Annotated in this window: 27 protein-coding genes, 1 pseudogene and 1 other annotated feature; of the genes and pseudogenes, 14 read left to right on the forward strand and 14 right to left on the reverse strand. The window is 40.4% G+C overall.

Going from position 1 to position 26618, the window contains the following annotated elements:
* The first annotated feature begins 104 nt into the window (after positions 1-104).
* The 4 genes from putA (at position 105) to AC4CU0_RS08330 (ending at position 6137) form a co-directional block, all read left to right on the forward strand.
* Positions 105-3836: a trifunctional transcriptional regulator/proline dehydrogenase/L-glutamate gamma-semialdehyde dehydrogenase gene (gene putA, locus AC4CU0_RS08315; protein WP_490742912.1), complete on the forward strand. Its 3732-nt coding sequence runs from the start codon at positions 105-107 to the stop codon at positions 3834-3836.
* A gap of 229 nt (positions 3837-4065) precedes the next feature.
* Entirely contained in the window at positions 4066-5148 is a 1083-nt protein-coding gene (gene trmA / locus AC4CU0_RS08320) for a tRNA (uridine(54)-C5)-methyltransferase TrmA (protein WP_313042970.1), read from the forward strand.
* Positions 5149-5400: 252 nt separating this feature from the next.
* Positions 5401-5625 (forward strand): hypothetical protein, encoded by a 225-nt coding sequence (locus AC4CU0_RS08325; RefSeq protein ID WP_168378613.1) that lies wholly within the window; start codon positions 5401-5403, stop codon positions 5623-5625.
* A 263-nt stretch (positions 5626-5888) separates the two neighbouring features.
* Positions 5889-6137: a hypothetical protein gene (locus tag AC4CU0_RS08330; RefSeq protein ID WP_180041590.1), complete on the forward strand. Its 249-nt coding sequence runs from the start codon at positions 5889-5891 to the stop codon at positions 6135-6137.
* 56 nt (positions 6138-6193) lie between these two features.
* Here the strand turns inward: AC4CU0_RS08330 and AC4CU0_RS08335 are convergent, their stop codons facing one another.
* On the reverse strand, positions 6194-6970 hold the full coding sequence (locus AC4CU0_RS08335) for a phosphodiester glycosidase family protein (RefSeq protein ID WP_257220784.1): 777 nt from the start codon (positions 6968-6970) through the stop codon (positions 6194-6196).
* Positions 6971-7105: 135 nt separating this feature from the next.
* Here AC4CU0_RS08335 and AC4CU0_RS08340 point away from each other — a divergent pair, with 135 nt between their 5' ends.
* Positions 7106-7642: a lecithin retinol acyltransferase family protein gene (locus AC4CU0_RS08340; RefSeq protein ID WP_078193494.1), complete on the forward strand. Its 537-nt coding sequence runs from the start codon at positions 7106-7108 to the stop codon at positions 7640-7642.
* A gap of 139 nt (positions 7643-7781) precedes the next feature.
* Here the strand turns inward: AC4CU0_RS08340 and AC4CU0_RS08345 are convergent, their stop codons facing one another.
* Both AC4CU0_RS08345 and AC4CU0_RS08350 read right to left on the reverse strand, forming a co-directional pair.
* Positions 7782-8240: an SRPBCC domain-containing protein gene (locus tag AC4CU0_RS08345; RefSeq protein WP_372491103.1), complete on the reverse strand. Its 459-nt coding sequence runs from the start codon at positions 8238-8240 to the stop codon at positions 7782-7784.
* Between the two features lie 83 nt (positions 8241-8323).
* Positions 8324-9385, reverse strand: coding sequence for an aldo/keto reductase (locus tag AC4CU0_RS08350; RefSeq protein ID WP_490742913.1), 1062 nt, complete (start codon positions 9383-9385; stop codon positions 8324-8326).
* A 96-nt stretch (positions 9386-9481) separates the two neighbouring features.
* Here AC4CU0_RS08350 and AC4CU0_RS08355 point away from each other — a divergent pair, with 96 nt between their 5' ends.
* A complete protein-coding gene (locus tag AC4CU0_RS08355; RefSeq protein ID WP_490742914.1) occupies positions 9482-10405 on the forward strand; it encodes a LysR family transcriptional regulator in 924 nt (307 codons plus the stop codon).
* 9 nt (positions 10406-10414) lie between these two features.
* Here the strand turns inward: AC4CU0_RS08355 and AC4CU0_RS08360 are convergent, their stop codons facing one another.
* A complete protein-coding gene (locus AC4CU0_RS08360; RefSeq protein ID WP_490742915.1) occupies positions 10415-11326 on the reverse strand; it encodes a bestrophin family protein in 912 nt (303 codons plus the stop codon).
* Positions 11327-11461: 135 nt separating this feature from the next.
* Positions 11462-13189 (reverse strand): glutamine--tRNA ligase/YqeY domain fusion protein, encoded by a 1728-nt coding sequence (locus AC4CU0_RS08365; protein ID WP_490742916.1) that lies wholly within the window; start codon positions 13187-13189, stop codon positions 11462-11464.
* 168 nt (positions 13190-13357) lie between these two features.
* Between AC4CU0_RS08365 and AC4CU0_RS08370 the strand changes: the two genes are divergently transcribed.
* On the forward strand, positions 13358-13867 hold the full coding sequence (locus tag AC4CU0_RS08370; RefSeq protein WP_078193500.1) for a peptidylprolyl isomerase: 510 nt from the start codon (positions 13358-13360) through the stop codon (positions 13865-13867).
* 87 nt (positions 13868-13954) lie between these two features.
* On the forward strand, positions 13955-14674 hold the full coding sequence (locus AC4CU0_RS08375) for a UDP-2,3-diacylglucosamine diphosphatase (RefSeq protein ID WP_490742917.1): 720 nt from the start codon (positions 13955-13957) through the stop codon (positions 14672-14674).
* 134 nt (positions 14675-14808) lie between these two features.
* On the opposite strand, the gene AC4CU0_RS08380 is transcribed toward AC4CU0_RS08375, so the two are convergent.
* Positions 14809-15027, reverse strand: a complete 219-nt coding sequence (locus AC4CU0_RS08380) for a transposase (RefSeq protein ID WP_168378619.1) — start codon at positions 15025-15027, stop codon at positions 14809-14811.
* 329 nt (positions 15028-15356) lie between these two features.
* Positions 15357-16151: a 4-hydroxy-2-oxoheptanedioate aldolase gene (hpaI, locus tag AC4CU0_RS08385; protein WP_490742918.1), complete on the reverse strand. Its 795-nt coding sequence runs from the start codon at positions 16149-16151 to the stop codon at positions 15357-15359.
* Positions 16152-16403: 252 nt separating this feature from the next.
* Here hpaI and nfsB point away from each other — a divergent pair, with 252 nt between their 5' ends.
* Both nfsB and AC4CU0_RS08395 read left to right on the forward strand, forming a co-directional pair.
* The gene (nfsB, locus tag AC4CU0_RS08390) at positions 16404-17057 is read left to right on the forward strand and encodes an oxygen-insensitive NAD(P)H nitroreductase (protein ID WP_490742919.1); all 654 of its coding nucleotides are present in this window, start codon (positions 16404-16406) and stop codon (positions 17055-17057) included.
* 115 nt (positions 17058-17172) lie between these two features.
* Positions 17173-17406 (forward strand): hypothetical protein, encoded by a 234-nt coding sequence (locus AC4CU0_RS08395; protein WP_078188692.1) that lies wholly within the window; start codon positions 17173-17175, stop codon positions 17404-17406.
* A 338-nt stretch (positions 17407-17744) separates the two neighbouring features.
* Here the strand turns inward: AC4CU0_RS08395 and AC4CU0_RS08400 are convergent, their stop codons facing one another.
* From AC4CU0_RS08400 to AC4CU0_RS08415, 4 genes are all read right to left on the reverse strand, one after another.
* Positions 17745-18599, reverse strand: a complete 855-nt coding sequence (locus tag AC4CU0_RS08400; protein WP_490742920.1) for an EamA family transporter — start codon at positions 18597-18599, stop codon at positions 17745-17747.
* Between the two features lie 111 nt (positions 18600-18710).
* On the reverse strand, positions 18711-19748 hold the full coding sequence (gene fba / locus AC4CU0_RS08405; RefSeq protein ID WP_490742921.1) for a class II fructose-bisphosphate aldolase: 1038 nt from the start codon (positions 19746-19748) through the stop codon (positions 18711-18713).
* Between the two features lie 122 nt (positions 19749-19870).
* A complete protein-coding gene (locus AC4CU0_RS08410) occupies positions 19871-20146 on the reverse strand; it encodes a hypothetical protein (protein WP_078193510.1) in 276 nt (91 codons plus the stop codon).
* Positions 20147-20297: 151 nt separating this feature from the next.
* Positions 20298-21485, reverse strand: coding sequence for a phosphoglycerate kinase (locus AC4CU0_RS08415; RefSeq protein ID WP_180007284.1), 1188 nt, complete (start codon positions 21483-21485; stop codon positions 20298-20300).
* Between the two features lie 140 nt (positions 21486-21625).
* Between AC4CU0_RS08415 and AC4CU0_RS08420 the strand changes: the two genes are divergently transcribed.
* From AC4CU0_RS08420 to AC4CU0_RS08435, 4 genes are all read left to right on the forward strand, one after another.
* Complete coding sequence (locus AC4CU0_RS08420; protein WP_078193708.1) at positions 21626-22009, forward strand: DUF2237 family protein; 384 nt, start codon at positions 21626-21628, stop codon at positions 22007-22009.
* On the forward strand, positions 22009-22602 hold the full coding sequence (locus AC4CU0_RS08425) for a Maf family protein (RefSeq protein WP_490742922.1): 594 nt from the start codon (positions 22009-22011) through the stop codon (positions 22600-22602). Before AC4CU0_RS08420 ends, AC4CU0_RS08425 begins: the two co-directional genes overlap by 1 nt.
* A 106-nt stretch (positions 22603-22708) precedes the next feature.
* Positions 22709-23254: a hypothetical protein gene (locus AC4CU0_RS08430; protein ID WP_180155508.1), complete on the forward strand. Its 546-nt coding sequence runs from the start codon at positions 22709-22711 to the stop codon at positions 23252-23254.
* 96 nt (positions 23255-23350) lie between these two features.
* Positions 23351-24517, forward strand: a complete 1167-nt coding sequence (locus tag AC4CU0_RS08435) for a ribosomal protein uL16 3-hydroxylase (RefSeq protein ID WP_490742923.1) — start codon at positions 23351-23353, stop codon at positions 24515-24517.
* A 207-nt stretch (positions 24518-24724) separates the two neighbouring features.
* Here AC4CU0_RS08435 and AC4CU0_RS08440 read toward each other — a convergent pair whose 3' ends face one another.
* The 3 genes and pseudogenes from AC4CU0_RS08440 to AC4CU0_RS08450 form a co-directional block, all read right to left on the reverse strand.
* Positions 24725-24982 (reverse strand): hypothetical protein, encoded by a 258-nt coding sequence (locus AC4CU0_RS08440; RefSeq protein WP_490742925.1) that lies wholly within the window; start codon positions 24980-24982, stop codon positions 24725-24727.
* 63 nt (positions 24983-25045) lie between these two features.
* Positions 25046-26292: pseudogene (locus AC4CU0_RS08445) on the reverse strand (IS3 family transposase).
* Positions 25888-26004: a sequence feature (AL1L pseudoknot), on the reverse strand. It overlaps the preceding pseudogene by 117 nt.
* A gap of 47 nt (positions 26293-26339) precedes the next feature.
* The gene (locus tag AC4CU0_RS08450; protein ID WP_490742926.1) at positions 26340-26603 is read right to left on the reverse strand and encodes a hypothetical protein; all 264 of its coding nucleotides are present in this window, start codon (positions 26601-26603) and stop codon (positions 26340-26342) included.
* Between the last annotated feature and the right edge of the window lie 15 nt (positions 26604-26618).

A 26618-nucleotide genomic window follows, 5' to 3' on the forward strand; every position in this document is an offset into this window, starting at 1 on the left:
TATAGTGAGTTATTCGCTAAATATTCTGTGATGATAAATTAAATAAAGGATCAAGCTCAAGATTTATTTGCTCGTCATAGAACTTTGACACGGAAAATTGAAACATGAATGGAAAAGTATTTGAAGTCACGGGAAGCGATGACTACATCACTGAATTTAAAGACAAGAATAGCTTTGAACAATCGATTAATACAGCATGGCGTCGTGCTGAAACTGAGTGTATTGAAAACTTATTAGCACACAGTGAAATCCCTTCCCCGATCAGCGATCAAATTCAACAATTGGCTTTTGACTTAGCCCATTCATTACGTGAACGTAAAAGCGGTACAGGTAAAGCAGGCATTGTGCAAGGCTTGCTACAAGAGTTTTCATTGTCTTCTCAGGAAGGCATCGCGCTCATGTGTTTAGCCGAAGCGCTACTCCGTATTCCAGACAAAGCAACGCGTGATTTACTGATCAAAGATAAAATCAACCAAGGTAACTGGAAAGATCATGTTGGCCAAAGTAGCCTCATGTTCGTAAATGCTGCTGCTTGGGGTTTAATGCTGACGGGTAAACTAATGGAAACCCCTCAACAAAAAAGTCTTTCTAGTCTATTGACGGGTATTTTAGCACGCAGTGGTCGTGGCATTATCCGTAAAGCTGTCGACGTGGCTATGCGTATGATGGGCGAACAGTTTGTCACAGGCGAGACCATCAATGAAGCGATTAAACATGCAGAAGTATTAGAAGACAAAGGCTTCCGTTATTCATATGACATGTTAGGTGAAGCAGCATTAACTGAACCTGATGCAGAACGTTATTATCAAGACTATACCGATGCGATCCACGCGATTGGTCAAGCCTCTGAAGGTAAAGATGTTTGTAACGGAGCAGGCATTTCGATCAAATTATCTGCCCTACACCCGCGCTACCAACGTTCACAGATCGACCGTGTGCATAACGAACTTTATGGCAAAGTGCTTGAACTTGCAGTATTAGCCAAGCATTACAATATTGGTCTAAACATTGATGCTGAAGAAACTGACCGCCTAGAAATTTCTTTGGAACTACTTGAGCGCCTGTGTTTTGAGCCTAAATTAGCGGATTGGAAAGGTATTGGATTTGTGATTCAAGCTTACCAAAAACGCTGTTTCTATGTGGTCGACCATATTATTGACCTCGCTAAGCGTAGCCAAAAACGTTTAATGATTCGCTTGGTGAAAGGTGCATACTGGGACAGCGAAATTAAGAAAGCGCAAATTGAAGGTATGAGTGACTATCCTGTATTTACGCGCAAAGTTCATACCGACCTGTCTTATATTGCATGTGCTAAAAAACTCTTGGCAGCACCTGAGCAAATTTATCCTCAGTTTGCAACACACAATGCGCAAACCGTTGCTACGATCTACCAATTAGCACAGCCAGAGCTTTACTATCCAGGCCAGTATGAATTTCAGTGCCTTCACGGCATGGGTGAACCCCTCTATGAACAAGTGGTGGGTTCGAAGTCTGATAACAAACTGGGTGTGCCTTGTCGTATTTATGCACCAGTGGGTAACCATGAAACCTTATTAGCCTATTTGGTTCGACGTTTACTGGAAAATGGTGCGAATACCTCTTTCGTCAACCGTATTGCAGATAAAAATTTAAAAATTGAAGATTTAATTGAAAATCCAAGACAGACGATATTAGCGACGGCTGAAAAAGAAGGTATCACTGGAGCTAAGCATCCTTCTATCCCATTTCCGCAAGATTTGTATGGCACAGAACGTCGCAACTCAAAAGGACTCGATTTAGCCAATGATCGCGACTTATCTCAGCTCAATACCACGGCAGTACAGCATGCACACACCCAATGGCATGCTAGTGCAATGGGTGCTAATTTAGAAGAAATTCATACTGCAAGTATCAACATTACAACCCCTGCAAACCGTAGTGATGTGGTTGGCAGTGTCAGTGAAGCTAGTCTAGAGCAAGCGGAAATCGCCCTAAATAATGCGTTAAATGCCCAAGCTTCATGGAAAACTTTAGACAAAGATCAGCGTGCAGCATGCTTAAACCGTGCGGCGGATTTGATGGAAGTACAATTGCAATCTCTCATGGTGTTGTTGTCACGTGAAAGTGGTAAAACCTATGCCAATGCTATTGCTGAAGTTCGAGAAGCTGTAGATTTTCTACGTTATTATGCTGCTCAAATGATTGATCTAGCTGAAAATACCCAAATTGAACCCCTTGGCACTGTGCTGTGCATTAGCCCGTGGAACTTCCCGCTTGCTATTTTCACAGGTCAAATTGCTGCAGCATTGGTTGCAGGTAATACAGTGATTGCTAAGCCTGCTGAACAAACGCCACTGATTGCTGCTCAAGCTGTACATATTTTATGGGAAGCAGGTGTTCCGTTTGATGTATTGCAACTCCTTCCTGGGCGTGGCGAAACCATTGGGGCCAAACTCAGCGCGGACTCACGTATCCAAGGCATCATGTTTACAGGCTCCACTGAAGTCGCACGTATCTTGCAAAAAACCGTGGCACAGCGCTTAAACCAATTTGGCGAAAGTGTGGTTTTGATTGCTGAAACTGGCGGTCAGAATGCCATGATTGTTGACTCATCTGCATTGACAGAACAAGTGGTATTGGATGTCGTTAACTCTGCCTATGACAGTGCAGGCCAACGCTGTTCTGCCCTACGTATTCTCTGTGTACAAGAAGATAATGTGGACGTTGTCCGTACCATGTTACAAGGTGCGATGAAGCAACTTCGTGTCGGAAATCCTGCACTTTTAGCAACTGACATTGGCCCAGTGATCGACCTTGAAGCACAGCAAAATATTGAAAAACATATTGAGAAGATGCGTAGCAAAGGCTATCCAGTACATCAAATCATGTTTAATGCTGATGGCAATGCCTTAAGTACGGGAACTTTCGTTGCACCAACTTTGATTGAACTGCCAAATTTAAATGATTTAGAACGCGAAGTTTTTGGGCCAGTATTGCATTTAATCACCTACAAATATGGTGAGATTGAAAACCTATTAACACAAATTAATGCCAAAGGTTATGGTTTAACCATGGGCTTGCATACACGTATTGATGACACGATTCAAAAAGTCATCGGTCATGCAGAAGTCGGCAACCTGTACATTAACCGTAATATTGTAGGTGCTGTGGTTGGTGTACAACCCTTTGGCGGCGAAGGCTTATCAGGTACAGGTCCAAAAGCTGGCGGTCCTTTATATCTTTACCGTTTAATGCATCAAATTTCTGAGAAAAAATTGGCTACACCTTATGCTGCTCAGGCAGAAACACAAGCTGCACACTTCCCTGCATATGAAGCTTTTAACGCTTGGGCGAAGCAGCATTTTTCAGGCATTGCGATTCAAACACCACAGGCCATAGCCGCAGGACAAAGTTTTGAACTGCAAGGACCAACCGGTGAAAACAACCAATATGCCATTTTGGCACGTAAGGGTGTGCTTTCATTTGCTAATAATGATGCAGATCAACTGAATCAAATTGCTGCGATTTTATCGGTGGGTAGTCAGCCCGTCGTACTTGCAGACAATACTTTTGTGTTGAAACACTTAAATAGCATGCCAAAAATCCTCGTGGACCAATTTAAAGTGATCACGGATCTTTATCATGGCAATTTTGATGCAGTTTTACATCATGGTGAAAAAGCTGAGTTATTAAAAATTCAACAAGTCATTGCATCTCGTGAAGGTGCAATTATTGGCATTACGCATTTAGCTTCAGGCCAATATGACATCCCTGTAGAACGTTTCGTGATTGAGCGGGCAATCAGTGTCAATACTGCGGCAGCCGGTGGTAATGCCAGCTTAATGACGATGAATTAAACACTGAATTGAACTCCAACTAATCAGTTCCTCACTTAGCTCAATCTTTATGAATGTTCCATAAAGATTGAGCGTTTTTTTAACTACCCCTAGATAAATATTCTGTTTAGCGCATTCAGACTCATTTTCTCGACAGATAAATACAGCCAAAAGTGGAATTAATTTAGTCTTATAAGGTGAATTTTGCTAACATGACTTTTTTTAATATGTTTGCGATTTTTTACTGCATATGACTTCAACTTATCAGCAACAACTTGATGCCAAAGTTGCCCGCATTACGGCTCAATTTTCAGAATACAACCCTCCCTCTTTAGAAGTTTTTCCTTCTGCTGAACAAAACTTTCGTATGCGAGCGGAATTCCGAATTTGGCATACTGAAAATGATATGTTCTATGCAATGTTTGAACGCAATTCAGACAATGAAAAACAAGTTGTCGAAATTAAAGATTTCCCGATTGCAGATAAAAGCATTAATGATTTAATGCCCTTATTATTAAATGAACTCAAGGCGCAAAAGATCTTATCTAGCCGTTTATTTGAGGTTCATTTCTTAGCAACGCTGAAAGGTGAAATGCTGGTTTCATTGGTTTACCGTTGCCCACTCAATGCTGAATGGGAAGTTGCTGCCAAAGCGCTGTCTGAAAAGCTCAATATCAAGATTTATGGTCGTAGTCGTGGTCAGCGCGTGATTTTAACTGATGACTATGTGGTTGAAGAACTCCAAGTATTTGACCGTAAATATCAGTATAAACAAATTGAAAGTAGCTTCACACAGCCAAATGCCGGCGTATGTCAAAAAATGCTGGAATGGGCGTGTCAGGTTGCGGATCACTCAGACAAAGACTTACTTGAGCTCTACTGTGGTAATGGTAATTTCACGCTGCCACTTTCTACACGCTTTAATCGCGTTTTGGCAACAGAATTAGCCAAGTCTTCAGTTTATGCAGCACAGTGGAATATTGAGCAAAATGGCATTGATAATATCCAAGTGGCTCGTCTATCAGCTGAAGAGTTTACCCAAGCCTACAATGCTGAACGTACATTCCGCCGCCTTGAAGAAGCTGAGATTGAAATTTCAAGCTATAACTTCGATACGGTATTTGTCGATCCACCGCGTGCAGGTATCGATGATGAAACACTAAAACTGTTGCAACGTTTTGAACGCATTATCTATATTTCATGCAACCCAGATACTTTACATGACAATCTTAAACTGCTTTCACAAACGCATAAAATCAGTAAATTTGCCTTGTTTGATCAATTCCCTTATACACACCATGTAGAGTCTGGTGTGTTTCTTGAGAAGATTTAAACAAATTATTTCAAGTCATGTTGTTGTCATAAAAGGAGCTTTCTAAAAGCTCCTTTTTTATATACTAAAAAAGCTTTATTTTCTCGCCACATGCGGTGTAATGGATGCCTTTTTATATCAATTAGGCAAAGATTCTAAAAGTCCAATCGAAAAAATGATGATTCAAGTGGCTAAAATTTCACTTTAGTAGTCTTGCTTTATTTATTGGATTGGTTATATTTCGTCCTATGTTAGGTCGCAAATGAAGGCTCTATGAGTTTTTGGCATAAGTTGTTCGCTAATGAACAGCAAAACGGGCATAAGAATCAAATTGCCTGTGTTGAAAATGATTGCTCTTGTAAAACCAATGAACAGCTTATTGCTGCTCTTACAAAGGCAACAGATGAAGATGTTATCCTCGGTATTAAAAAAGTGCTCGCTTCGCGCGGTTATAGCCGTAAGGAATTAAATGAAATCCAGCATCTACCTCTACAGTAGAGTCTGAACATTGAATGTTCAAACAAGGCATTCTGTTTTACAGAGTGCCTTTTTCATTTTTTAGTCTAATCAAAAGTATGCCGCTTATTTACAGATTAGGTTTTGTGGATTGGCCACATCGCTATTTACAGCTTTTATGCTATGCTCCAAGGCAACTCAGTGATGTCTAATTTTTAAACACACGACAATAAAACCTAATATTGCATCAAATATGATGCCGAAGACCTCTAAACAGCATTGATATAAAAACTAAAGGAATGAACATGAATAAATTAACAATTTGCCTAATCGCCTGCTGCATACTTAGTCTAAGTGCTTGTAGCCAAATTCCCAAAGAATGCGAAGAATCTTGGGATAAACTCGAAGCCTTATCGAAACAAATGGGCTTAAACGAAGAGCAAATCAAAGAACAGAAAAAACAGTTTGAAGAAAGTATCAAGCAACAATCTAAAGAACAAGCCATTCAAATGTGCCAAACCCAAAGTACCTTTTTAGGTTTAGTCGGCAAATAAACAGTAGTTGCTATCAATCTAAAGACTGTATACATGAAGCCCGACCATTCGGGCTTTTATTGTTTGCATTGAAATGCTGTTGTATACGCTACAATTGGCCCTAAAGCTTTCAAACTTGAATCATGTCTATTCAATGCTTGAATATCTGCACTAGACACAGATCCATCTAAATACAAGGCATTGTTAATCGATAATTGCTGCTTAAAATATTGTGCAAATGCATAAAACGACACGCCTTCACGACTGATCACAAAATACAACTTGCCGTTTTTGATCCCCACACCATTGCGGATTTTCAATGAATCTGACTGTGGGATAAAGTTTGAATTGATTTTTCCATCTACCACTAGCATCGGGCCTGACTGCGTCGCATAACGTGCATTAAAATTTGTGGAAGCATATTTTTGTGTAGTTAATATCACCGCTTGCTTGTCATTCCATGCTAGAACACCATTCGGCTGAATTAAGAAATTGCCAAAGCCTCGTGTTGCACGATTCAAGGCTTTTTTCTGCAGCCCATTTTCAACGTAAAGACCAACAGGCGCTAAATCTGCATGATACATCCCTGCATTCATTGCGAAGTTCATCGTATTACATTTACGCGCTAATGCCTGCTTTAAACGCTGTAAGTCTCGATATGGCTGCTGCTCTGCATTATATAAATAGAGCTTCAGTTGACTCAGATCCGAAATTTCAACCACATCCACGGCAATGGGCTGACTGACACGTTTCGCTTGAATATTGGCATAGGAAATAGTCGGTGAGAAAATCAGACCGAGCAGCATCATAAAGCGCATTTTTTTAAACATTGAGGTTGATTGAACACCAAGCATGACCCTATCCATAGCGTGCGTTAAAAATCGAACAAATTTTAGCTAAATCATCGCTAAAATAGTCGATTAATTCACAGATTAAAAGTAGACTAATCTTTAAAAATAATTCGGATTTAAAGTAGGACTGGTAAATTCATGCACGTGCAGAAAGATGGTTTTCCTCTTGGAACACATCTTATTGTTAAACACTTCGGTTATAGCCATCATGGCATATATGCCGGCCGCGGTAGAGTCATTCACTACTCTGGTTTTGCACACCTTTTCAAAAAACATCCAATTGAAATGACTTCGATCGAAAAATTCAGCCACGGCAAAAAAATTATCGTTCAGTCATATAGCAATCCAAAATTTAAAGGTCGTAAAGTGGTGCGTCGTATGCGCTCTCGCATGCATGAAAACAACTATCATCTGATTATTAATAACTGTGAACACTTATGCACATGGGCTATTACCGGCGTTGAAAGTAGTCCTCAAGTGTTCCGTATGATGAACCGACTCACCACGATTGGCTATGTCAGTTCTCTGATGAGTTTTATGAGCAGTATGATGCTGACCGTGACCACTACTTGCTTTGCACTGGTGTTCTATATCAAAAAGAAACTGCGCGAAAAAGCCAAAATGCAGATGCCGGTTTATACCTATTTAAAGCGTGAAGAACATAAAAATCGTTAATTCACTGCAGCAGCATTGAACCGTGGCTTTATCAAATTTCAATACATCAGCACATTGCTTAGAAATACTGCGCTAATACACAAGCTTTTCCTTACGGCGTATCAGATGTCATGCTTAATTTTGGTCACTCTTCACATTGCTAAAAGTTCGCATTGCTAAAAGGTGGAAATTTATCTTCAACCAAATTGCTTTGCAGGCCATGTTCTAAATAAATTTTGGCTGCATCCAAAACCGTTGTAAAACCACCTGTACTATCGATAATAAAATCAATTAATGCCTGACCTTGCAGAGGAATCTTTGAATTTTTGATACGAACGTAGGTTTCCATCGGGCTAATCTGCTCAAAAATAAAATCGACTTGAGTTTTTGGTTCTCCCCACTGTATTTGAATTAATTTGTTTTCCTTAATACTCAGCACGTCTACATCGGCGACTGCATTATATTTCTGCCAAGTCCATTGCACGGTTTTACCTTCTTCTAGATAGCCACTCGATGCACTAAACCAAAAATGCTGTGTTATTAAAGGATCAACAAAAGCATTAAATACGATATTGATGGACTTACGAATTAACATCTGGGTTTCAATCACGACACTCATCAGCATTCCTACAGTATTTTAATTTTATTCAGTGATAGCACAGAGAACTGATCATTGCCTACCACTGAATTGTTATTGCCCTATTATGCTGTATGTTCTGTAATAAATGCTGATGTCACTAGCGTGGGATTCTTCTCTGTAAATTGCCCATTCCAATAGGGATAGTATGGATAAGGTGGATACACTGTACTGACTGCGTCTAATCGGGCTAACTGCTCTACGCTTAACGACCAATCTTTCGCCGCAAGGTTATCCAACAGTTGCTGTTCATTACGTGCGCCTATCAAAATGCTAGAAACTGTCGGTCTGGTTTTCAGCCAATTCAATGCAATCTGCGGGATAGAGTGCCCTGTTTCCATGGCTATTTCTTGCATTACATCTAACACCGCATATAACTTCTCGTGTTGAACTGGCGGTGCGAATTGTGCTGTTTCATGCAGCCGGCTTTGCTTTGGAATCGCGTGCTCACGATCAAATTTCCCTGTTAATCTCCCCCAGCCCAGCGGACTCCAAACCACTGCACCAATCTGTTGATCATGCTGCGCAGGCATCAACTCCCATTCATAGTCACGTCCAATCAAAGAATAATAGACTTGATGCACACTTAGCTTTTCATAGCCCTGCTGTTGGGCAATCGATTGTGCTTTCATAAGCTGCCAGCCTGAAAAATTCGATGCACCGATATAGCGAATTTTTCCACTACGTACCAAGTCATCTAAACTGCGCATCAGCTGCTCAAGTGGCGTCGTGCTATCAAACTGATGCAGCTGCAGCACATCAATATAATCTGTGCCTAACCGTTTTAAACTCGCCTCCACGGCTTGTATTAAATAGCTTCTAGAATATCCACCTTGATTGATTCCATCATTCAATCGGATACCCACTTTGCTGGAAATAATCACCTCTTGGCGTTTTGATTGAAGTAATGCACCGAGCATCTGCTCTGAGGCACCATTTGAGTAAGCATCTGCGGTATCGAAATAATTCACGCCTTGATCAATACACAGATCAATCATGCGCTGAGCATCATTTAAACTCGATTGCCCCCATGCAGAGAAAATAGGGCCTTGCCCGCCAAATGTACCTGCACCAAAGCCGAACTCTGAAACTTGTAGGCCAGATTGCCCTAGATTGTGATAGTTCATGGTGATTTCCTGTGTTTTATTTATACACAGAATAGGTACAGATATTTATCAGAAAAACCCTGAATATCGAGAAAGACTTTCTTGATTATATTGATAATGCTAACTGAAGATTTCGACTTATTCACACGAATGGCGGCACTGGGTTCAATCAGTCAAGCTGCCAAAGAAGCCAATCTCTCTGTTTCTGTCGCTAGTAGCCGTCTACACAGACTTGAACATAGTTTAGGGCTGCGCCTTTTTCATCGCACCACACGGCAGCTACATTTAACACAGGAAGGTGCTGTTTTATTGCAGCAAGGTTTTCCCTTACTCGAACAATTTAATTCGCTACTGAGCCAATTTCAGCCTGAACCACAACAACTCAGTGGCACATTAAAAATCACCTGTTCAGAAGTTTTTGGAAATCGTATCATGGGGCCAGTATTTGCAGCCTTTGCCAATCTACACCCAACATTGACTTTAGATATTGAACAGACCGATCAAAATTTGGATTTGGTCTCCGCAGGTTTAGATGTTGCGATACGTATTGGACAGTTAGAAGACTCATCACTGATTGCTAAACCGCTCAGCTTAAACCGTCGTATTTTGTGTGCCTCGCCTAGCTATATCGAACAACATGGCGAACCTCACTCCCTAGAAGAGCTCTCTATACACCAATGCATTTTACAGAAATACCCTAAGGGTGTTTCGCAGCTTTGGACATTCGTCCAAGATCAACACAACATAAATATACCTGTTTCAGGACAAGTTCATATCAACTCAGGTGAAGGCGTACGCCAAGCAGCACTTGCAGGTTTAGGCATCTCAAACCACTCCATCTGGCATGTGGAGGACGATCTACTCTCTGGCCAGCTCGTCCAAGTTCTACCTGCAATCCCTGTTCAAAGCACAGCAATCTATGTGGTAATTCCGCATCGACATTTTGTGCCGCCTAAAGTACAGGCCTTTATGCAACACTTGGACGATTTTTTTCAGCATCAGTATGCTTGGTACGTATCGCCCAATTTATCTGAAAGTTAGGCCAAGAACTTATCTTAGGTTACTGTTAAATGTCTTAATCAGCGGCGGAAGTTCAATTTCTAGGCTGCTAAACATTTCACGCTCAATATTGCGTACAATCGAGTCCAGCGGTAAATCATTTTCCTGCAAGCCAAAAGGCTCTTCCAGTTCTGCACTTAACGCATCCAAACCTAAAAATAAATATGCAATCAAAGCCACAATGACAGGTGTCCATATCCCTAAACTGGCCTCTAGGCTAAATGGCAAAATCAGACAAAATGAATACACTGCGCGATGTAAAAGCACCGAATAGGAAAATGGTAATGGCGTGGTCATGATACGGTCACAGCCTGCATGGATATCACCCATCGCTACGGTATGACGTGTAAGCGTGCTGTAAATAATGTCTGTAATCTGACCTTGCTTATAGGCTTTGACTAAATCTTTTTGAATAATTTCAAGTAAATACTGTGGTGCATTGATATTGTCTCGGCATTGCTGCCATTGCTGATCCGTCAAAGCTACGCCGTCTTTAAAATGTGCAATATCTTGTGATTCATAGCGTAAGCGATCACGTAACAAATTGCAAAACAGCATGATGCGGTACATCAACACGGTTCTTTGCTCATCTTCAAGTACATGACTATCCCGAATCATGTGGCGTGTATTGGCAATCAATGTGCCCCAAAGCTTGCGACCTTCCCACCAACGGTCATAACAGGCAGTATTTCGAAAGCTCAAAAAAATCGACAGAATTACCCCAAAGATAGTAAACCCGATGGCTGGAACTTCGGGCGTATTCAGGTAATGTGCAGCGCTAAGATACACCAAAATCGCCGACAAACTCACGACGACAGCCAACGCAGGCATGACTTTTGGGAGTATCGTGCCATGCCATGCAAATAAAAGTTTAAAGCTATTATTTTTATTTCGAATGATCACTTATTTCCCCTCTGTACTGCCTTAATGAACCATCTCAACAATGAAAAAAGCCCAACCGAAGTTGAGCTTAATCTTAACCTACTTGATCTTAACCTATTGGGGATTCAAAGATGAATCCCTTTAAAAACTAAGATTTTATTTACCCGGTTTAAAACTGTCTTTCAAATCTAAGATGCGGTTAAACACTGGTTTTTCAGCTGTATGATCAAACTGATCTGCAACAAAGTAACCTTCACGTTCAAATTGGAAACGATCTTCAGGTTTTGCTTCTGCCAATGCAGGCTCAATGACCGCTTGAACCACTTTAAGTGATTCTGGATTTAAGTTTGCAAGGAAGTCATCACCCACTTCAGGGTCTGATTCAGTGAATAAACGGTCGTAGATACGAACTTCCGCAGCAATACCCTTCCTTGCAGAAACCCAATGTACAACACCTTTCACTTTACGGCCTTCAGGGTTTTTACCTAAAGTTTCAGGGTCGATTGAACATTTCAATTCAACCACTTCACCGTTCTCGTCTTTAATCACTTCATCACACTTAATGACATACGCATGACGTAAACGCACTTCACCGCCCGGAATCAGACGTTTAAAGCCTTTAGGCGCAACTTCTTCAAAGTCTTTACGATCAATGTAAATGTCTTGAGTCAACGGAATGATACGGTCACCCATGTCTACATTTGGATGACGTGCATGCACCAAATCCATTGCTTCAGGCAAGTTAGTTAAAGTCACTTTGAGTGGATTCAACACTGCCATACCACGCGAAGCAGTATTTTCTAAAGACTGACGGATGCAATATTCGAGCATTGCAACATCAACAATACTACCATCGACTTTAGTTACGCCAACACGTTTACAGAAGTCACGTAGACCTTCAGGTGTAAAACCACGACGGCGCATACCCACAACGGTCGGCATACGTGGATCATCCCAACCATTCACAAATCCACCTTCAACCAATTTACGTAATTTACGTTTAGAGGTAATGGTGTAATCTACATTTAGGCGGCTTGATTCGTACTGACGCGGTACAGATGGTGATTTAACTTTCTCGACAACCCAGTCATAGAATGGACGGTGATCAACAAACTCTAGTGTACACAGTGAATGCGTAACCCCTTCAATGGCATCTGATAATGGATGCGCATAGTCGTACATTGGGTACATTTTCCATTTATCACCAGTTTGGTGATGTTCAGAATGCAAAATACGATACAAAATAGGATCACGCATATGAATGTTAGGTGAAGTCATGTCAATTTTGGCACGTAGTACTGCCTGACCTTCTCCCAACTCACCATTACGCATTTGTTCAAAACGCGCTAAGTTTTCTTCTACGCTAGCATCACGTTGCGGCGAGTTTTTACCCGACTCAACAAAATTACCACGGTTCAGTTTGATTTCTTCAGGGCTTTGCAAATCCACATAAGCATCACCTTGTTCAATCAATTGAACTGCCCAAGCGTAAAGCTGATCAAAATAGCTCGATGCATAACGTGGCTCGCCATTCCACTCAAAACCTAGCCATTTCACGTCATTGGCAATACCGTCTACATACTCTTGCTCTTCGGCATCTGGGTTTGTATCGTCAAAACGGAGGTTACATAGACCTGCGAATTCTTGAGCAATACCAAAGTTCAGACAAATAGCTTTTACATGACCAATATGTAGGTAGCCATTTGGCTCTGGTGGAAAACGTGTTACAACTTGTTCGGTACGACCTGCAGATAAATCATCTGTAATGACTTGACGTACAAAATCTAAGCCTGGCTGTTGTTCCTGCTGCGCAGCTTCGACAGGGGCATTGTTCTTGGTTGTCGGATTGTTAGGCAGGGATGAAACAACATCGTTTGGCTTCATGGTAATAAAATCACTTCTATAAAGATAAAATTAGGATAATTAAAACGCTTTTCTTTATTTTTAACAAAGAAAGTAACGTTTTTACTTGCCTTGTAGTTTACAGTTTGCTTATGCTTCTCACAACCAAAAAACCCATGGCTTTCATGTCCATGTACAGGAGATTACACAATGAGTTTTCCTCAAGTCGAATTAAACACCAATAAAGGTCGTATTGTTCTTGAGCTTAACACTGAAAAAGCACCTAAAACTGCTGAAAACTTCTTACAGTATGTTCGCGATGGTTTCTATGACGGCGTGATTTTCCACCGTGTTATTGATGGTTTCATGATCCAAGGCGGCGGCATGGATGAAAACTTCAAAGAAAAAACAACTCGTGATTCTATTGAAAACGAAGCTGACAACGGTTTAAGCAATGATGTTGGTACGATCGCTATGGCACGTACTCAAGCACCTCACTCTGCTTCAGCTCAATTCTTCATTAACGTGAAAAACAACTCCTTCCTTAACCACACTGGTAAAACAGCGCAAGGTTGGGGCTATGCAGTATTTGGTAAAGTAGTTGAAGGTCTTGACGTTGTTGACGCAATCAAAAGCGTTCGCACTGGTAACCGTGGCTACCACGCAGACGTTCCTCTAGAGAACGTTGTAATCGAATCAGCTAAAATCATTTCTGAATAAGAATCCCTCCTAACCTCCCTTTATAAAAGGGAGGAAAAGTCCCTCTTTTTTAAAGAGGGATTTAGGGAGATTCAAAGGAAAAGATTCGTGACCTATCTGTTTATCGCTGATTTACATTTGTCACCTGAACACCCTCGACTCGTTCGGGGGTTTTTAGCTTTGTTAGAACAATACAAAACTCAACATACCCAGCTGTATCTTTTAGGTGATTGGTTTAATGCGTGGATTGGTGATGACTTTACTGCCCCATGGTTAGACGAAATCATTGCAGCGCTTAAAGATTTTACTTCTTTGGGAAATCAAATTTATTTCCAAGTGGGTAATCGTGACTTTGCATTGGGTCAAAAGTTTTTAGATAAATTTCACGGTCAATTATTACAAGACGTGGATTATCTCCACATTGGCAACTATAAAATTCGCCTCGAACATGGCGATTTACTTTGCACCGATGATGTGTCTTACCAAAAGTTTCGTAAAGTGATTCGTAATCCTTTCCTTTTAGGTTTCTTAAAGAGCTTACCGCTTAGCATTCGACAAAAAATCGCCAATGGCTTCCGCAAAAAAAGTACAGAAACCAAGCAAGTTAAATCTTATGAAATCATGGATGTAAATGCCGAAGCTGTAGAAAAAGCTTTAGAGCATGCCGATCTACTGATTCATGGACATACCCACCGGCCCCAAATACATGATGTGCATGGCAAACTACGTATCGTTTTAGGGGACTGGCGCGCAGAACAAGCTCAAATATTAGAGGTTGGTGAAAACCCATCTGTGAGTGATTTAAAATTAAAAAAATGGTCTTACTAGTCCATAGCTTTCTAATCGTTAGCCTTTAGAAAAACTTACCATCATATTTGATTAATATACGCATCCAGACCATGCAAACGTAGACTTTAAATTAAGCAAAAAAAAAACAGCAGATGATCTGCTGTTTTTTGCTTTCAGGCTAAGCGATATAGCTGGTTTGGGCCAGTATAGAAGCTTTTACCATCTAGATTCAGGTTAAATGTCTCGCCTGTTTCTAATTCAACCATTTGCCCAACATCAACCCAAATTAAACCAGCATTGGTATTTTGTTGACGTTTTAAAGGCACCATTTTTACATTAATTTCGTCGCCATTTACGGCTTTGGCAGTTTGCCAAGTATTTAAAATATTCAAAAGATTTACTCAACATGTGAGCTTTTTGTGACAGAACAAAGAGATTAATCAATCGGGTTTGGAATAATAATTCTGTAGTTACAAAGATATGATTCAAGTCAGAAGCTTGAATACAGATAAATCACAATCAGCTAAATAAAAAAAGATAAGCAGGAACATTACCCGCTTCGAGTTAAGCAGAAGTATACAATATTGCGCTTTGATTAGCAAAAGTAGGACTTATACATACTCTATGTCACTACTTTTGCTAAAATTTTTGAATTAATTTTTTTAACCAACGAGTAAATTAACTACCTAGATATTCAATAATATAACGAGGGTTGTACCGCTTAGTAACCACCTTCTGATTTCGTCACTGGGGTATCAGTTTTGTACTTCGATAAAAGCTCACGTAACGAATTAATGAGCACACTGGTATCGACACCTACAGCAACAAATTCTGTACCTAACTCGATATACTTCTGAGTCACTTCATGTTGTGTTGACAAAATACCCGCGGCTTTACCCGCCTTACGTATACGCTGAATCGCATCAATCACGGTTTTTTGTACTTCAGGATGATTCGGATTCCCTTGATAACCCATGGTCGCCGACAAATCCACGGCACCAATAAATACCCCATCGATGCCTTCAATTTTCAGTATTTCATCTAAGTTTTTAATCCCCTCTACCGACTCAATCTGAATCAGTAAACAGATATTTTCATGTGCCGTTGCATAGTAGTCAGGGATACTGTTCCAACGTGTTGCACGTGCTAATGCTGCACCAACGCCTCGAATACCCTCGGGTGGATAACGTACTGCCCTAACCATAAGTTGAGCTTGTTCAACAGTTTCAACCATAGGTATCAGCAAGGTTTGCGCACCGATATCCAACAGTTGTTTAATCAGTTGCACACTACCAATTGGCGGTCGAACCACAGCCTGCGAAGGATATGCTGCAATACTTTGCAGTTGCGACAATGTCGTCCGCAAGTCACTTGGCGCATGCTCACCATCAATTAGCAACCAGTCATAACCTGCATTTGCAGCTATTTCAGTACCATAAGCATCGGCTAAACCGACCCACAAACCAATCTGCTGTTCGGTTTTTAATTTTTTCTTGAAATGATTGGTGTAATCCATCGCTGCTGTCTCATGCTTAAACTATGATTAACTACAATTGATTAAACGCCTTTTGGCAAAAACTACCAATAGCATTTATCTATCTTATGATTTTATATAACTCTAATTCGCACTTCATACAGCTTAAATCTGTTAATTTTTAGCCATTGAGTCCAGCATATACGACTAAGATCTATCTTTGGAAAATTTTCTCCTTAGACCATTTGGCCATTTATCCGCTAAACTACAGCAAACTATATCTGGAGATATTCGATGGATCTGTTAAACGTATCAAAACAACGCTATACCACGAAAGCATATAATCCTGCTAAAAAAATTCCACAGGAACAATTTGAGCGTTTATTACAAATACTCCGTTTAACACCATCTTCCATTAATATTCAGCCTTGGCATTTTTTTATTGCAGATCATGATGCAGCCAAACAACGCATTGCCAAAGCCTTAGTAGGAAAATATGCCTACAATGCCCCAAAAGTTTTAGATTCATCACATACGATTTTATTCTGTACTAAAGCAGACATCACTGCAGAGCATTTAGATAATCTTTTAAATCAGGATGATCGTAGTGGTCGCTTTAAAGATGACAAAGCCAAACAAGGTCAAAAAGACAGCCGTACAGGTTATGTCGATTATTATCGTAATGTAAAAGGTGATATTCAACGTTGGGCTGAAAACCAAACATTTATTGCTTTAGGTCAAATGCTTTTGGCAGCAGGCATTGAAGGTGTGGATGCAACTCCAATTGGTGGATTTGACGAAGCGATCATCTCTGAAGAATTGGGCTTAGTTGAACAAAACTTGATTCCTTCTGTACTGATGACTTTAGGCTATCGTAGCGAAAATGATTTTAATGCGAAATTACCTAAATCACGTCTGAATGCTGAAGAAATTTTTACACATCTTTAAGCTTTCCATAAAACCGACGAAAGGGGTGATTTTGCCTCTTTTTTGTCATTTCGGGACTTATTATTTAAACAATTATCGAGTATATTCTGCTCAAAATATACTCAGGTCTCTCCCTATGCCTACAGCTATAAAATTACCTATGAAATTTCATTGCGAAGCGTGCAATACGGTTTATTTACAAAAATATGCGGGCGATATGCTCCATAGCTATCCAAACTGCCCTAACTGTAAACAACCGGGTCAGTTACAAGGCACGATTGAAACTCAAGATTTCCTAAAACACCCCGTTGCAGTGGGTAAATGTTATTTTGAAAATACCTTACAACGTTTTCAACAACTCACGCGTTAACTAAGCTTCTAAAACTAAAAGCCCTCAATACGAGGGCTTTTTTAATAACAACATATTTAGCAACAATGTGAAAATAGAAAATTTATAAATTGGTCTGAACTTTGCTGAATAATTTGAATCAAAACAACAATTCAAGCAGAGGTGGGACATGTCATATTTACTACAAATGCCGATGAAGTTTGAATGCGGTCATTGCCATCAAATGTATCTGCATACTTATCAATATACCGACCATCACTGCCCTGAGTGTCCGAGCTGTCGAGATCAAGGACTGCTCATGGGCGTGGCTGAATGGGATGATTTGCTAAAACACCCGATCGTTTTTGCTAAAAGTTATCTTAGACAGACATGGCATATGCTAAACAAACCACACTCATGATCCCTGCAATCAAACCAAAGACGGTTGCGACTCTCAATTTTTCTTTAAAGATGATAAGGCCCGCAACCACGCCTAAAACCACGACCAAAATATTCATTCCAGCAAACACGATTGCAGGTGTGTCTTTAAGCAACATGTGGGCTTTCACATACAGTGCAATATTGGCAAAATTTAAGAGACCTAAGCCCAATCCAGCGAGGATATTTTTGGTCTGCCCCAAACTACCGTGTTGTACGATGTTATAAATACTCGAAAGTAAAAATGCACAAATAAACACCAGATTTAAAGTCACTGCAAACTGCATGCCCAAACCTGAGGCAAATTTTAATAACACATCAATCAGTGCATAGCCTACCCAAACGCTTAATAAAAATAAAATCCCCTGCTTTCCATCAATGCTTCCCTTACGCTGTGAAAATAAAATTAACAACACCGCAAGTACACCAAGTGCAATACCAATGAGCTTAATGGCATTAAAATATTCACTGAAAATAAAATAGGCTGCGCTAAGAGAAAGCACAACAGATAAGCGCTGAGCCAATTCGGTTTTTAAAATACCCGCAGTTTGCAGTGAGCGTGCTAAGCAATAAAAAATCGTCGGCAGTAATACACCCAAAGCCGCAATTAAAACCCACGGTGTTTTATTGATCGATATATGAGCTAGATCCGGCTTAAACCATAGAAAACATAAAATACTCGCAGATGCATAATTCCATGTGATCATTTGTGCAGGGTTAAAACCCCGATCACGACAGAGTTTTAGAATTACTGAAACGAGAACACTGCAAATCGCGGCAGCAAAGATCAATTCCATGACACGCTCTTATTCTTGAGTTGTATTTAAAGCAATTTTTCTAAGTTCAAATCAAAGAAAAGCCCACTTAATTGTGGGCTTTTCTTCAAAAATAATCTATCTCAAGACAAATTATTTATAGTGACTCACCATTTTCTCTAAAGAAATTGGACGAATCTTGTCAGCATTACCCGCTGTACCAAATGCTTCATAACGATCGATACAAATTTGTTTCATTGCATCAACAGTTGCAGAGAAGAATTTACGTGGGTCAAATTCAGCTGGTTTTTCAGCCATCATACGGCGCATAGCACCTGTAGATGCAAGACGTAAGTCAGTATCGATGTTAATTTTACGAACACCATGTTTGATTGCGTCTACAAGTTGGTCTACTGGAACACCATAAGTTTCGCCGATGTTACCACCGAATTCATTAATTACAGCTAACCATTCTTGTGGCACAGAGCTTGAACCGTGCATTACAAGATGCGTATTTGGTAACGCAGCGTGAATTCCTTTAATACGGTCAATCGCTAAGATGTCACCTGTAGGTGGGCGAGTAAATTTGTACGCACCGTGTGAAGTACCCACCGCAATTGCAAGTGCGTCAACATTGGTATCAGCTACAAATGAACGCGCTTCTTCAACTGAAGTTAAAAGCTGAGAATGATCAAGTACGCCTTCAGCGCCTACACCATCTTCTTCACCAGCCATACCAGTTTCAAGGCTACCTAAACAACCGATTTCGCCTTCTACTGAAACGCCACACGCATGTGCCATTTGAACAGTACGACGAGTCACGTCTACGTTGTATTCGTATGAAGTTGGCGTTTTACCGTCTTCACCTAAAGAACCGTCCATCATCACTGATGAGAAGCCAAGTTGAATAGAACGTTGACATACATCAGGGCTAGTACCATGGTCTTGGTGCATAACCACAGGAATATGTGGCCATTCTTCGATTGCTGCCAAAATCAAATGACGCAAGAACGGAGCGCCTGCATACTTACGTGCACCCGCAGATGCTTGTACAATTACAGGTGAATTTGTTGCATCTGCTGCAAGCATAATTGCACGCATTTGTTCTAAGTTGTTTACGTTGAATGCTGGTACGCCGTAAGCATGTTCGCCGGCGTGATCCAAGAGCTGGCGCAATGAAATAAGAGCCATAATATCCTCCCAGGTAATGCCGCATATTCTACATGCTCAATCATTTCAATTCAGCAACAAATAACACTATTTAAAAAAAAATCCCTGCATTTGCAGGGACTTTTTAAATAAAGACAACAATCTTAGTGAGCTGCTGCTGCTGAAGCGGCTGTTTCAGCGTCAGCTGTTGCTTCGTCTGCAGGTGCATTTGCAATTTCAGCAGGAACATCTTGGTTCTTTTCATCCAATACTGGCTTATCAAGTTCATCAATGGCTTTTTGTTGTTCTGGCGTTGTTTGAGCATTGTCTACGGCAACAGCAGATGCTTCTGATTCCGTTGGTGCAGACTCTTTTTTAGCACAAGCTGTCAAAGTTAATGGTGCGATTAAAAGTACGGCAAGTGCAAGTTTTAAGTTCATCGTTGTTTCCTACTACTGCGAATTAGGTGTTGCGATGAATTTTATTGCAGAAATATTGCACTTTGATGACGGCAAAATGAATGGGCGATAAAGAAAGGCTGACCGAAGCCAACCTTTTTTAATACTGTATTATCTTATTGATAATACTAAATTAAGCACGGTCAAGAAGCGCTGCTACAGCAGGAAGAGTTTTACCTTCAACGAATTCAAGGAAAGCACCACCACCAGTCGAGATGTAACCAATTTTGTCTGCAACTTCATATTTATCAATTGCAGCAAGCGTGTCACCACCACCCGCGATCGAGAAGCCTTCAGATTCAGCAATCGCTAAAGACAATGCTTTAGTGCCTTCGCCGAATTGATCAACTTCAAACACACCTACTGGACCATTCCATAGAATAGTTTTTGAAGTTTTCAAAATCTCAGCAAATGCTTTTGCAGTTTCAGGACCTACATCCAAAATCATGTCGTTGTCTGTTACATCTTCAACTTTTTTCACAACAGCTTTTGCAGCAGCTAATGAACCAAGGAAGTCAGCAAAATCAATTTCAGCAGCATCAGCAACAACAACATCTGTTGGAAGTGGTACTGATACTTTTGCAGCAATGGCTTTTGCTGTGTCGATCAAGTCATTTTCACAAAGTGATTTACCAACATTGAAGCCCGCAGCAGCTAAGAATGTATTGGCAATACCACCACCCACGATCAATTGATCACAGATGTCAGATAGTGAAGTTAATACATCTAATTTAGTAGAAACTTTTGAGCCTGCAACAATCGCAACCATTGGTTTTGCAGGAGTTTTAAGTGCACGGCCTAGCGCATCAAGCTCAGCAGCAAGTAAAGGACCTGCGGCAGCCACTTTTGCACAACGTGCTACGCCTTCAGTCGATGCTTCTGCACGGTGAGCCGTACCAAATGCATCCATAACGTAGACATCACAAAGTGCTGCATATTTAGCAGATAATTCAGGATTGTTTTTCTTTTCACCTACGTTGAAACGGCAGTTTTCAAGTAAAACTACTTGACCTGGCGCAACGTCAACACCGTCCAAATAGTCAGTGATCAGTTGAACGTCTTGACCCAAAGCTTCTGTTAAATAAGCGGCTACAGGTGCTAGAGACTGTTCTGCTTTAGGCTCACCTTCAACAGGACGACCTAAGTGTGAATACACCATTACAGCAGCACCTTTTTCTACAGCTGCTTTAATTGTTGGCAACGCCGCACGTAAACGTGCATCGCTTGTAATCACGCCATTTTTAACTGGTACGTTAAGATCTTCACGGATCAGAACACGTTTACCCGCCAAATCTAGGTCAGTCATACGCTGAAAGTTCATGCATTACTCTCTTTTATTGATATCAAAACGCGACGATTTTAAATGATTATGCAGAAAAACGTTAGCTTCTTTTGCAGAAAAGCTATGTAGAGCCAAAGTTTTGTTATGATAGCGAAAAGCCTTATAAAGATTCAGCGCTTATGTCGATTCATCCAGACCCAAATATTAATCGTTTAAATGTTTTAGGCGAACCCTTGGCAAGCTGTTGTTTTGATCCGATTACCGGATATTTTAGAAATGGCTTTTGCCATACAGCAACAACAGACCTTGGTCAGCATACGATGTGTGCACAAATGACATCTGAATTTTTAAACTTTTCCCAAAAAGTTGGCAATGACCTAATCACACCCTTACCCGAAGTTGGTTTTCCAGGACTACAACCTGGTGACTTCTGGTGTATCTGTGTGACTCGCTGGGTGGAAGCGTATCAAGAAGGATTTGCCCCACCTATTAAAATACAAGCGTGTCACCAAGCGGTGCTGTCTTATGTACCGCTTGATGTACTTATGGAATATGCAGTGTAATGAGTACTCCCAAAATCATTTTGGCTTCGATCAGCCAAACCCGTAAAGACCTGATGGACCGTTTACGGATTGATTACCACTCAATCGTACCAGATATAGACGAAACACCTCGCGGTGAAAACCATGCCGATGAGTTAGCGAAGCGACTGGCATTTGAAAAAGCTTCTGCGATTGCAAACCAGCACCCAGACGCAATTGTGATTGGTTCTGACCAAGTCGCATGGCGCGAAGGCGCACCAGATATTTTTATTGGTAAACCGCTTTGCGATGAAAAAGCCATCAAGCAGCTTCAAGCCAATTCAGACAAAATCGTTTATTTCAGTACAGCACTCAGTGTCCAACAAAAATCAACAGGTTTTGAACAAACCCTTGTCGAGCACTATAAAGTGAAATTTCGCAAACTTAGTTTGCCTGAAATTGAACGTTATGTTCAGGTTGAACAGCCGCTACACTGCGCTGGCAGTTTTAAATGTGAAAGTTTAGGGATTAGCTTATTTGAAGAAATGATCGGGCAAGACCAAACCACACTCATGGGTATGCCGATGATTAAACTCTGCAATATTTTGCGTGAGCTTAAGATTTTAGTCCCATAATTTTAAAATCTTTATCTGTTACAGCATAATAAACACATCATTAGCTCTTTATGGGCTAATGATTAAAAAGTCACTTACTTATTTATTACAACCAAGAACTGAAAACATGAAAACGTTTAATTTAATTTCATCTAGCCTCATTAGCATTAGCCTTCTATTTTGTTCGACAAACGGTCATACCAATACAGTGAATCAAACTGTGACCAACTCTCAGCAATACAATAAAAACTTAGTCAATGAATGGGTTCAATATAAATTTATCTATGCTGAATTAGAACAACAAGGCGCTGCAATGCAGGAGCAAATCATTCAACAACTAGGCACTAAAACCAAAACCGGTGGGAGTAACTCACCAGAACAACAAATCAATAAACTGGTTGCTCTAGGCAAACAAAAATTTGAAAGCATTCAACCACAAACAGTTGAAGTGAAAAAACTTCTAAAACTACAAACCGAAAACGTTGAAATGATGGCAAAAGTCATGCCGAATCATTTCAAATTAATGTCTGATAAAGAAAATACTAAAATTGATACCAATGCACATTTTGAGCAATTCATGAAATTTTCAGCGACTACGGCTGCTGCCAATAGCTATGATTTGGAAGTTGAAAAATTAGTCATGCAATATCTCAAAGACAATCCTTTAAAATAGTCTCAAGTTAATCGCAATAATTTAATGAAATAGAGCCTTGCTAAAAACAGGAATCTCAAGGGACAATATATCCATTAAAATTGTATGTATTTAGCTATGGCTCATTCTCTTGACATCCTCGGCGGTATCAGCGCTGAACAATTCCTTGCCGAATATTGGCAGAAAAAACCATTATTGGTTCGTAATGCACTCCCTGAAATTGCCCAAATACTTGAACCGAAAGACGTTCTTGAATTGGCTTTAGAAGACAATGTCACTGCACGTCTCATCAAACAAAAAGATCGTGATCCTAACCAATGGACAGTAAAATCTTCTCCACTACTTAAAGCCGATTTTCAAAAAATGCCGAAACTGTGGACTTTATTGGTTCAAGCTGTCGATCATTATTCTTTTGACCTAGCCGAGCTATGGAAGCAGTTTTCATTTATTCCGCAATGGCGTCGTGATGACATCATGGTGTCGTATGCACAAAAAGGCGGCTCTGTCGGACAACATTTTGATTTTTACGATGTATTCCTCGTACAAGGCTATGGTCACCGTCGTTGGCAATTGGGTCAGATGTGTGATGCAGATACTTCATTTGTCGAAGGTCAACCACTTCGCTTACTGCCAGAAATGGACGTTCATTTTGATGAAGTGCTTGCTCCCGGCGACTTACTTTATGTGCCACCAGGCCTATCACACTATGGCGTAGCTGAAGATGAATGTCTGACGTATTCATTTGGCTTCCGCATGCCAAATGTCACTGAAATGATGGATCGAGTGACAGACAAATTCACAGACAATCCTCTACTTAAAAATCCATTAACTGACATTTTACGTGACCAAATCAGTGCGATTGGCCAAGTGACTGAAAATGAACTTGAGTATTTAAAAGAAAAGTTATTTGAACAATTGCAAAATTCAACCGTACTTGAAGATGCAATCATGAGCTTAATGTCAGAACCTAAATATCCTGACAATATTCCTGAAGCAGAAGAAATCGGCACTGGTGATTTAGAGGAGGCTCTAGATCAAGGCTATCAACTCATGTTAGAACCTGCTTCACGCTTACTTTACACAGAGCAAGATGGTGATATTTTGTTTTGGGCAAATGGTGAAGGAATCTGTATCTCAGACGAATTTGCATTGCATTTAAAAACCATTGCCGATGGTCAAAGTCTAGCGCTAGACGAATCTTTATATGATGCTGATATTTTAGAAGATATTGCCATGCTATTAAATGAATCTGTACTCATGCTCGTCCCAACAGAAGCTGAATAAAATCAATAAAAAAGGGAGCGTCACGCTCCCTTTTTATGCTACTGAATAGCATTATTTTCGCTTTCTACGATTTAAAAAATCTTCGACTTGATCGGCTTTTTTTTCCACGATGACGTGATAAACCCATACTATCAACAACACAAATCCAATAAACCACAGATAGCGCATTACACCGTATTGACTACCTTTGCCTTGCCAAATTTGTAATTAAATACTTTGAAACTCCACATTCCTCGACTCTAACAAACTTAGTTGACTGGTCATACTATTTGGATCAATGGCAGCATTGACTGAAAAAGGCGCACCGTCCATAACAAAAATAAATTCTTGTCCTGCATCCAATGTTTCTAATCGTTCAACCTGATCAATACCTGCATCCATTTGCATAAGATTGCTTGAGGTTTGTTGAATAGCGGCATTGTAGTTATCAATTTGAAATTTTACAGATACCTCACCACTGGTCATTGCCCTACCTTTGACCAACAAGACTGAACCGTACCGGGTTTGTCGGAGACTTTTTTATTTAAGTTAGGCCACCTGACCTAACGGATTAATCTTATCATAGTACATTGCTTCAAACTCAAAAGGTGATACATAACCCAGTGCACTGTGTACACGCTCTTTATTGAACCAATCTACCCAGTTTAGTGTCGCAAGTTGTACATCCGCTAAACCTTGCCAATCCGCTTTTAAATATTCAATCACCTCTGTTTTGTATAAGCCATTCACCGTTTCAGCCAAAGCATTATCGTATGAATCACCGGTCGTACCGACTGATGCTCGTAAATTTGCTGCTTCTAAACGATTGGTATAACGAATGGAAAGATATTGCACGCCTCTGTCACTATGATGAATCACGTTCTTTGGCATGCCTCGATCATGCAATGCTTGCTCCAGTGCATCGAGCACCATATCTGTATTCATACGTGTTGATACTTTCCATCCAACAATTGCTCGCGAGAACACATCAATAATAAAGGCGGTATAGACCCAGCCTGAATGAGTTTGAATATACGTGAAGTCAGCGACCTGAGAAGCACTGCTTCGCAAGGGTCAGGATGATCTGCATTAAAATTGCGTTTTACTAAGTCATCTGCTCGTTTTTGATCATCTCGGCTGCGGGTGGTTTGTTTATTCTTACCACGCCAAACACCTTGTATACCTAGCTTCTGCATCAATCGAGCAACTGTACAACGTGCGATAACATAACCTTCACGTTTCAATTGTTGCCAGACCTTACGCACACCATATCGACCTAAACTTTCTTTCCAAATACGTTTGATTTGCTCTGCATGATGTAAATCATGCAGAGCACGTTTCGCTCGATGTTCTGGGTTATCAACGAGATCTAAAGCCCGATAATAGGTCGAAGCTGCAATCGGTAAAATTCTACAAATCGCTTCAACACCATATCGATCTTTATTGTTCTGGATAAAATCCACCATTATTTGTGTGGGCGGTCGAGCTCCGCCTGGGCGAAAAAAGCGGCTGCTTTACGTAGAATTTCATTGGCACGTTTTAATTCTTTAATTTCACGTTCCATTTGCTTCATTTTTTCTTGATCAGATATCTGTTGTACTTTGGCAGGATTTAGTTGATCCATATGCTTTAAATACCAAACACGCAATGTTTCAGGAGTACAACCCTTGCGCAGCATGCTGCTCAGGTGCAATAGCTGTGATTGCAGCCCAAGTAGAAGGATAATCTTTTTCAGATTCAATCAATAATTGAACCGCTCTTTCTCTGATTTCAGGGGTATATTTTAATTTTGTCATCGGGATAGTCTCTCAGAATATTGACTCTCCGACAAAACCGGTACGGTTCAGACTGCACGATATGGGTTTTGGCTCGATGTCGCCGTGTAATCCACTGCAAAATTTTTAGTGTTTATTGCACTTGTATCGCTTTGACTTTCTGTGAGTAATTGCTGAATTTCTTCTGTGCTTAATACTGCTTGTTGGAACAAAATCTGCCCATACTCACCCGGTTTAGGCGCTTGATCCTGCGAACCACAAGCGGCGATAAAAGTGACACAGCAGAAGAATGCAATGCGCTTTAGATGACTTAATATCGAATTGATCATCATTTTTATTATTTCAAC

It is taken from the genome of Acinetobacter sp. LipI_15 (assembly GCF_058242865.1).

Excerpts from the sequence above, each read along its gene's own strand:
- fba (WP_490742921.1), bottom strand. The coding sequence starts at position 19,748 with ATGGCTCTTATTTCATTGCGCCAGCTCTTGGATCACGCCGGCGAACAT.
- AC4CU0_RS08325 (WP_168378613.1), top strand. The coding sequence starts at position 5,401 with ATGAGTTTTTGGCATAAGTTGTTCGCTAATGAACAGCAAAACGGGCAT.
- AC4CU0_RS08395 (WP_078188692.1), top strand. The coding sequence starts at position 17,173 with ATGCCTACAGCTATAAAATTACCTATGAAATTTCATTGCGAAGCGTGC.
- AC4CU0_RS08420 (WP_078193708.1), top strand. The coding sequence starts at position 21,626 with ATGTCGATTCATCCAGACCCAAATATTAATCGTTTAAATGTTTTAGGC.
- hpaI (WP_490742918.1), bottom strand. The coding sequence starts at position 16,151 with ATGGATTACACCAATCATTTCAAGAAAAAATTAAAAACCGAACAGCAG.
- nfsB (WP_490742919.1), top strand. The coding sequence starts at position 16,404 with ATGGATCTGTTAAACGTATCAAAACAACGCTATACCACGAAAGCATAT.
- AC4CU0_RS08450 (WP_490742926.1), bottom strand. The coding sequence starts at position 26,603 with ATGATGATCAATTCGATATTAAGTCATCTAAAGCGCATTGCATTCTTC.
- AC4CU0_RS08345 (WP_372491103.1), bottom strand. The coding sequence starts at position 8,240 with ATGAGTGTCGTGATTGAAACCCAGATGTTAATTCGTAAGTCCATCAAT.
- AC4CU0_RS08425 (WP_490742922.1), top strand. The coding sequence starts at position 22,009 with ATGAGTACTCCCAAAATCATTTTGGCTTCGATCAGCCAAACCCGTAAA.
- AC4CU0_RS08335 (WP_257220784.1), bottom strand. The coding sequence starts at position 6,970 with ATGCTTGGTGTTCAATCAACCTCAATGTTTAAAAAAATGCGCTTTATG.
- AC4CU0_RS08355 (WP_490742914.1), top strand. The coding sequence starts at position 9,482 with ATGCTAACTGAAGATTTCGACTTATTCACACGAATGGCGGCACTGGGT.
- AC4CU0_RS08350 (WP_490742913.1), bottom strand. The coding sequence starts at position 9,385 with ATGAACTATCACAATCTAGGGCAATCTGGCCTACAAGTTTCAGAGTTC.
- AC4CU0_RS08340 (WP_078193494.1), top strand. The coding sequence starts at position 7,106 with ATGCACGTGCAGAAAGATGGTTTTCCTCTTGGAACACATCTTATTGTT.
- AC4CU0_RS08330 (WP_180041590.1), top strand. The coding sequence starts at position 5,889 with ATGAATAAATTAACAATTTGCCTAATCGCCTGCTGCATACTTAGTCTA.
- AC4CU0_RS08365 (WP_490742916.1), bottom strand. The coding sequence starts at position 13,189 with ATGAAGCCAAACGATGTTGTTTCATCCCTGCCTAACAATCCGACAACC.
- AC4CU0_RS08440 (WP_490742925.1), bottom strand. The coding sequence starts at position 24,982 with ATGACCAGTGGTGAGGTATCTGTAAAATTTCAAATTGATAACTACAAT.
- AC4CU0_RS08415 (WP_180007284.1), bottom strand. The coding sequence starts at position 21,485 with ATGAACTTTCAGCGTATGACTGACCTAGATTTGGCGGGTAAACGTGTT.
- AC4CU0_RS08435 (WP_490742923.1), top strand. The coding sequence starts at position 23,351 with ATGGCTCATTCTCTTGACATCCTCGGCGGTATCAGCGCTGAACAATTC.
- putA (WP_490742912.1), top strand. The coding sequence starts at position 105 with ATGAATGGAAAAGTATTTGAAGTCACGGGAAGCGATGACTACATCACT.
- AC4CU0_RS08410 (WP_078193510.1), bottom strand. The coding sequence starts at position 20,146 with ATGAACTTAAAACTTGCACTTGCCGTACTTTTAATCGCACCATTAACT.
- trmA (WP_313042970.1), top strand. The coding sequence starts at position 4,066 with ATGACTTCAACTTATCAGCAACAACTTGATGCCAAAGTTGCCCGCATT.
- AC4CU0_RS08400 (WP_490742920.1), bottom strand. The coding sequence starts at position 18,599 with ATGGAATTGATCTTTGCTGCCGCGATTTGCAGTGTTCTCGTTTCAGTA.
- AC4CU0_RS08430 (WP_180155508.1), top strand. The coding sequence starts at position 22,709 with ATGAAAACGTTTAATTTAATTTCATCTAGCCTCATTAGCATTAGCCTT.
- AC4CU0_RS08370 (WP_078193500.1), top strand. The coding sequence starts at position 13,358 with ATGAGTTTTCCTCAAGTCGAATTAAACACCAATAAAGGTCGTATTGTT.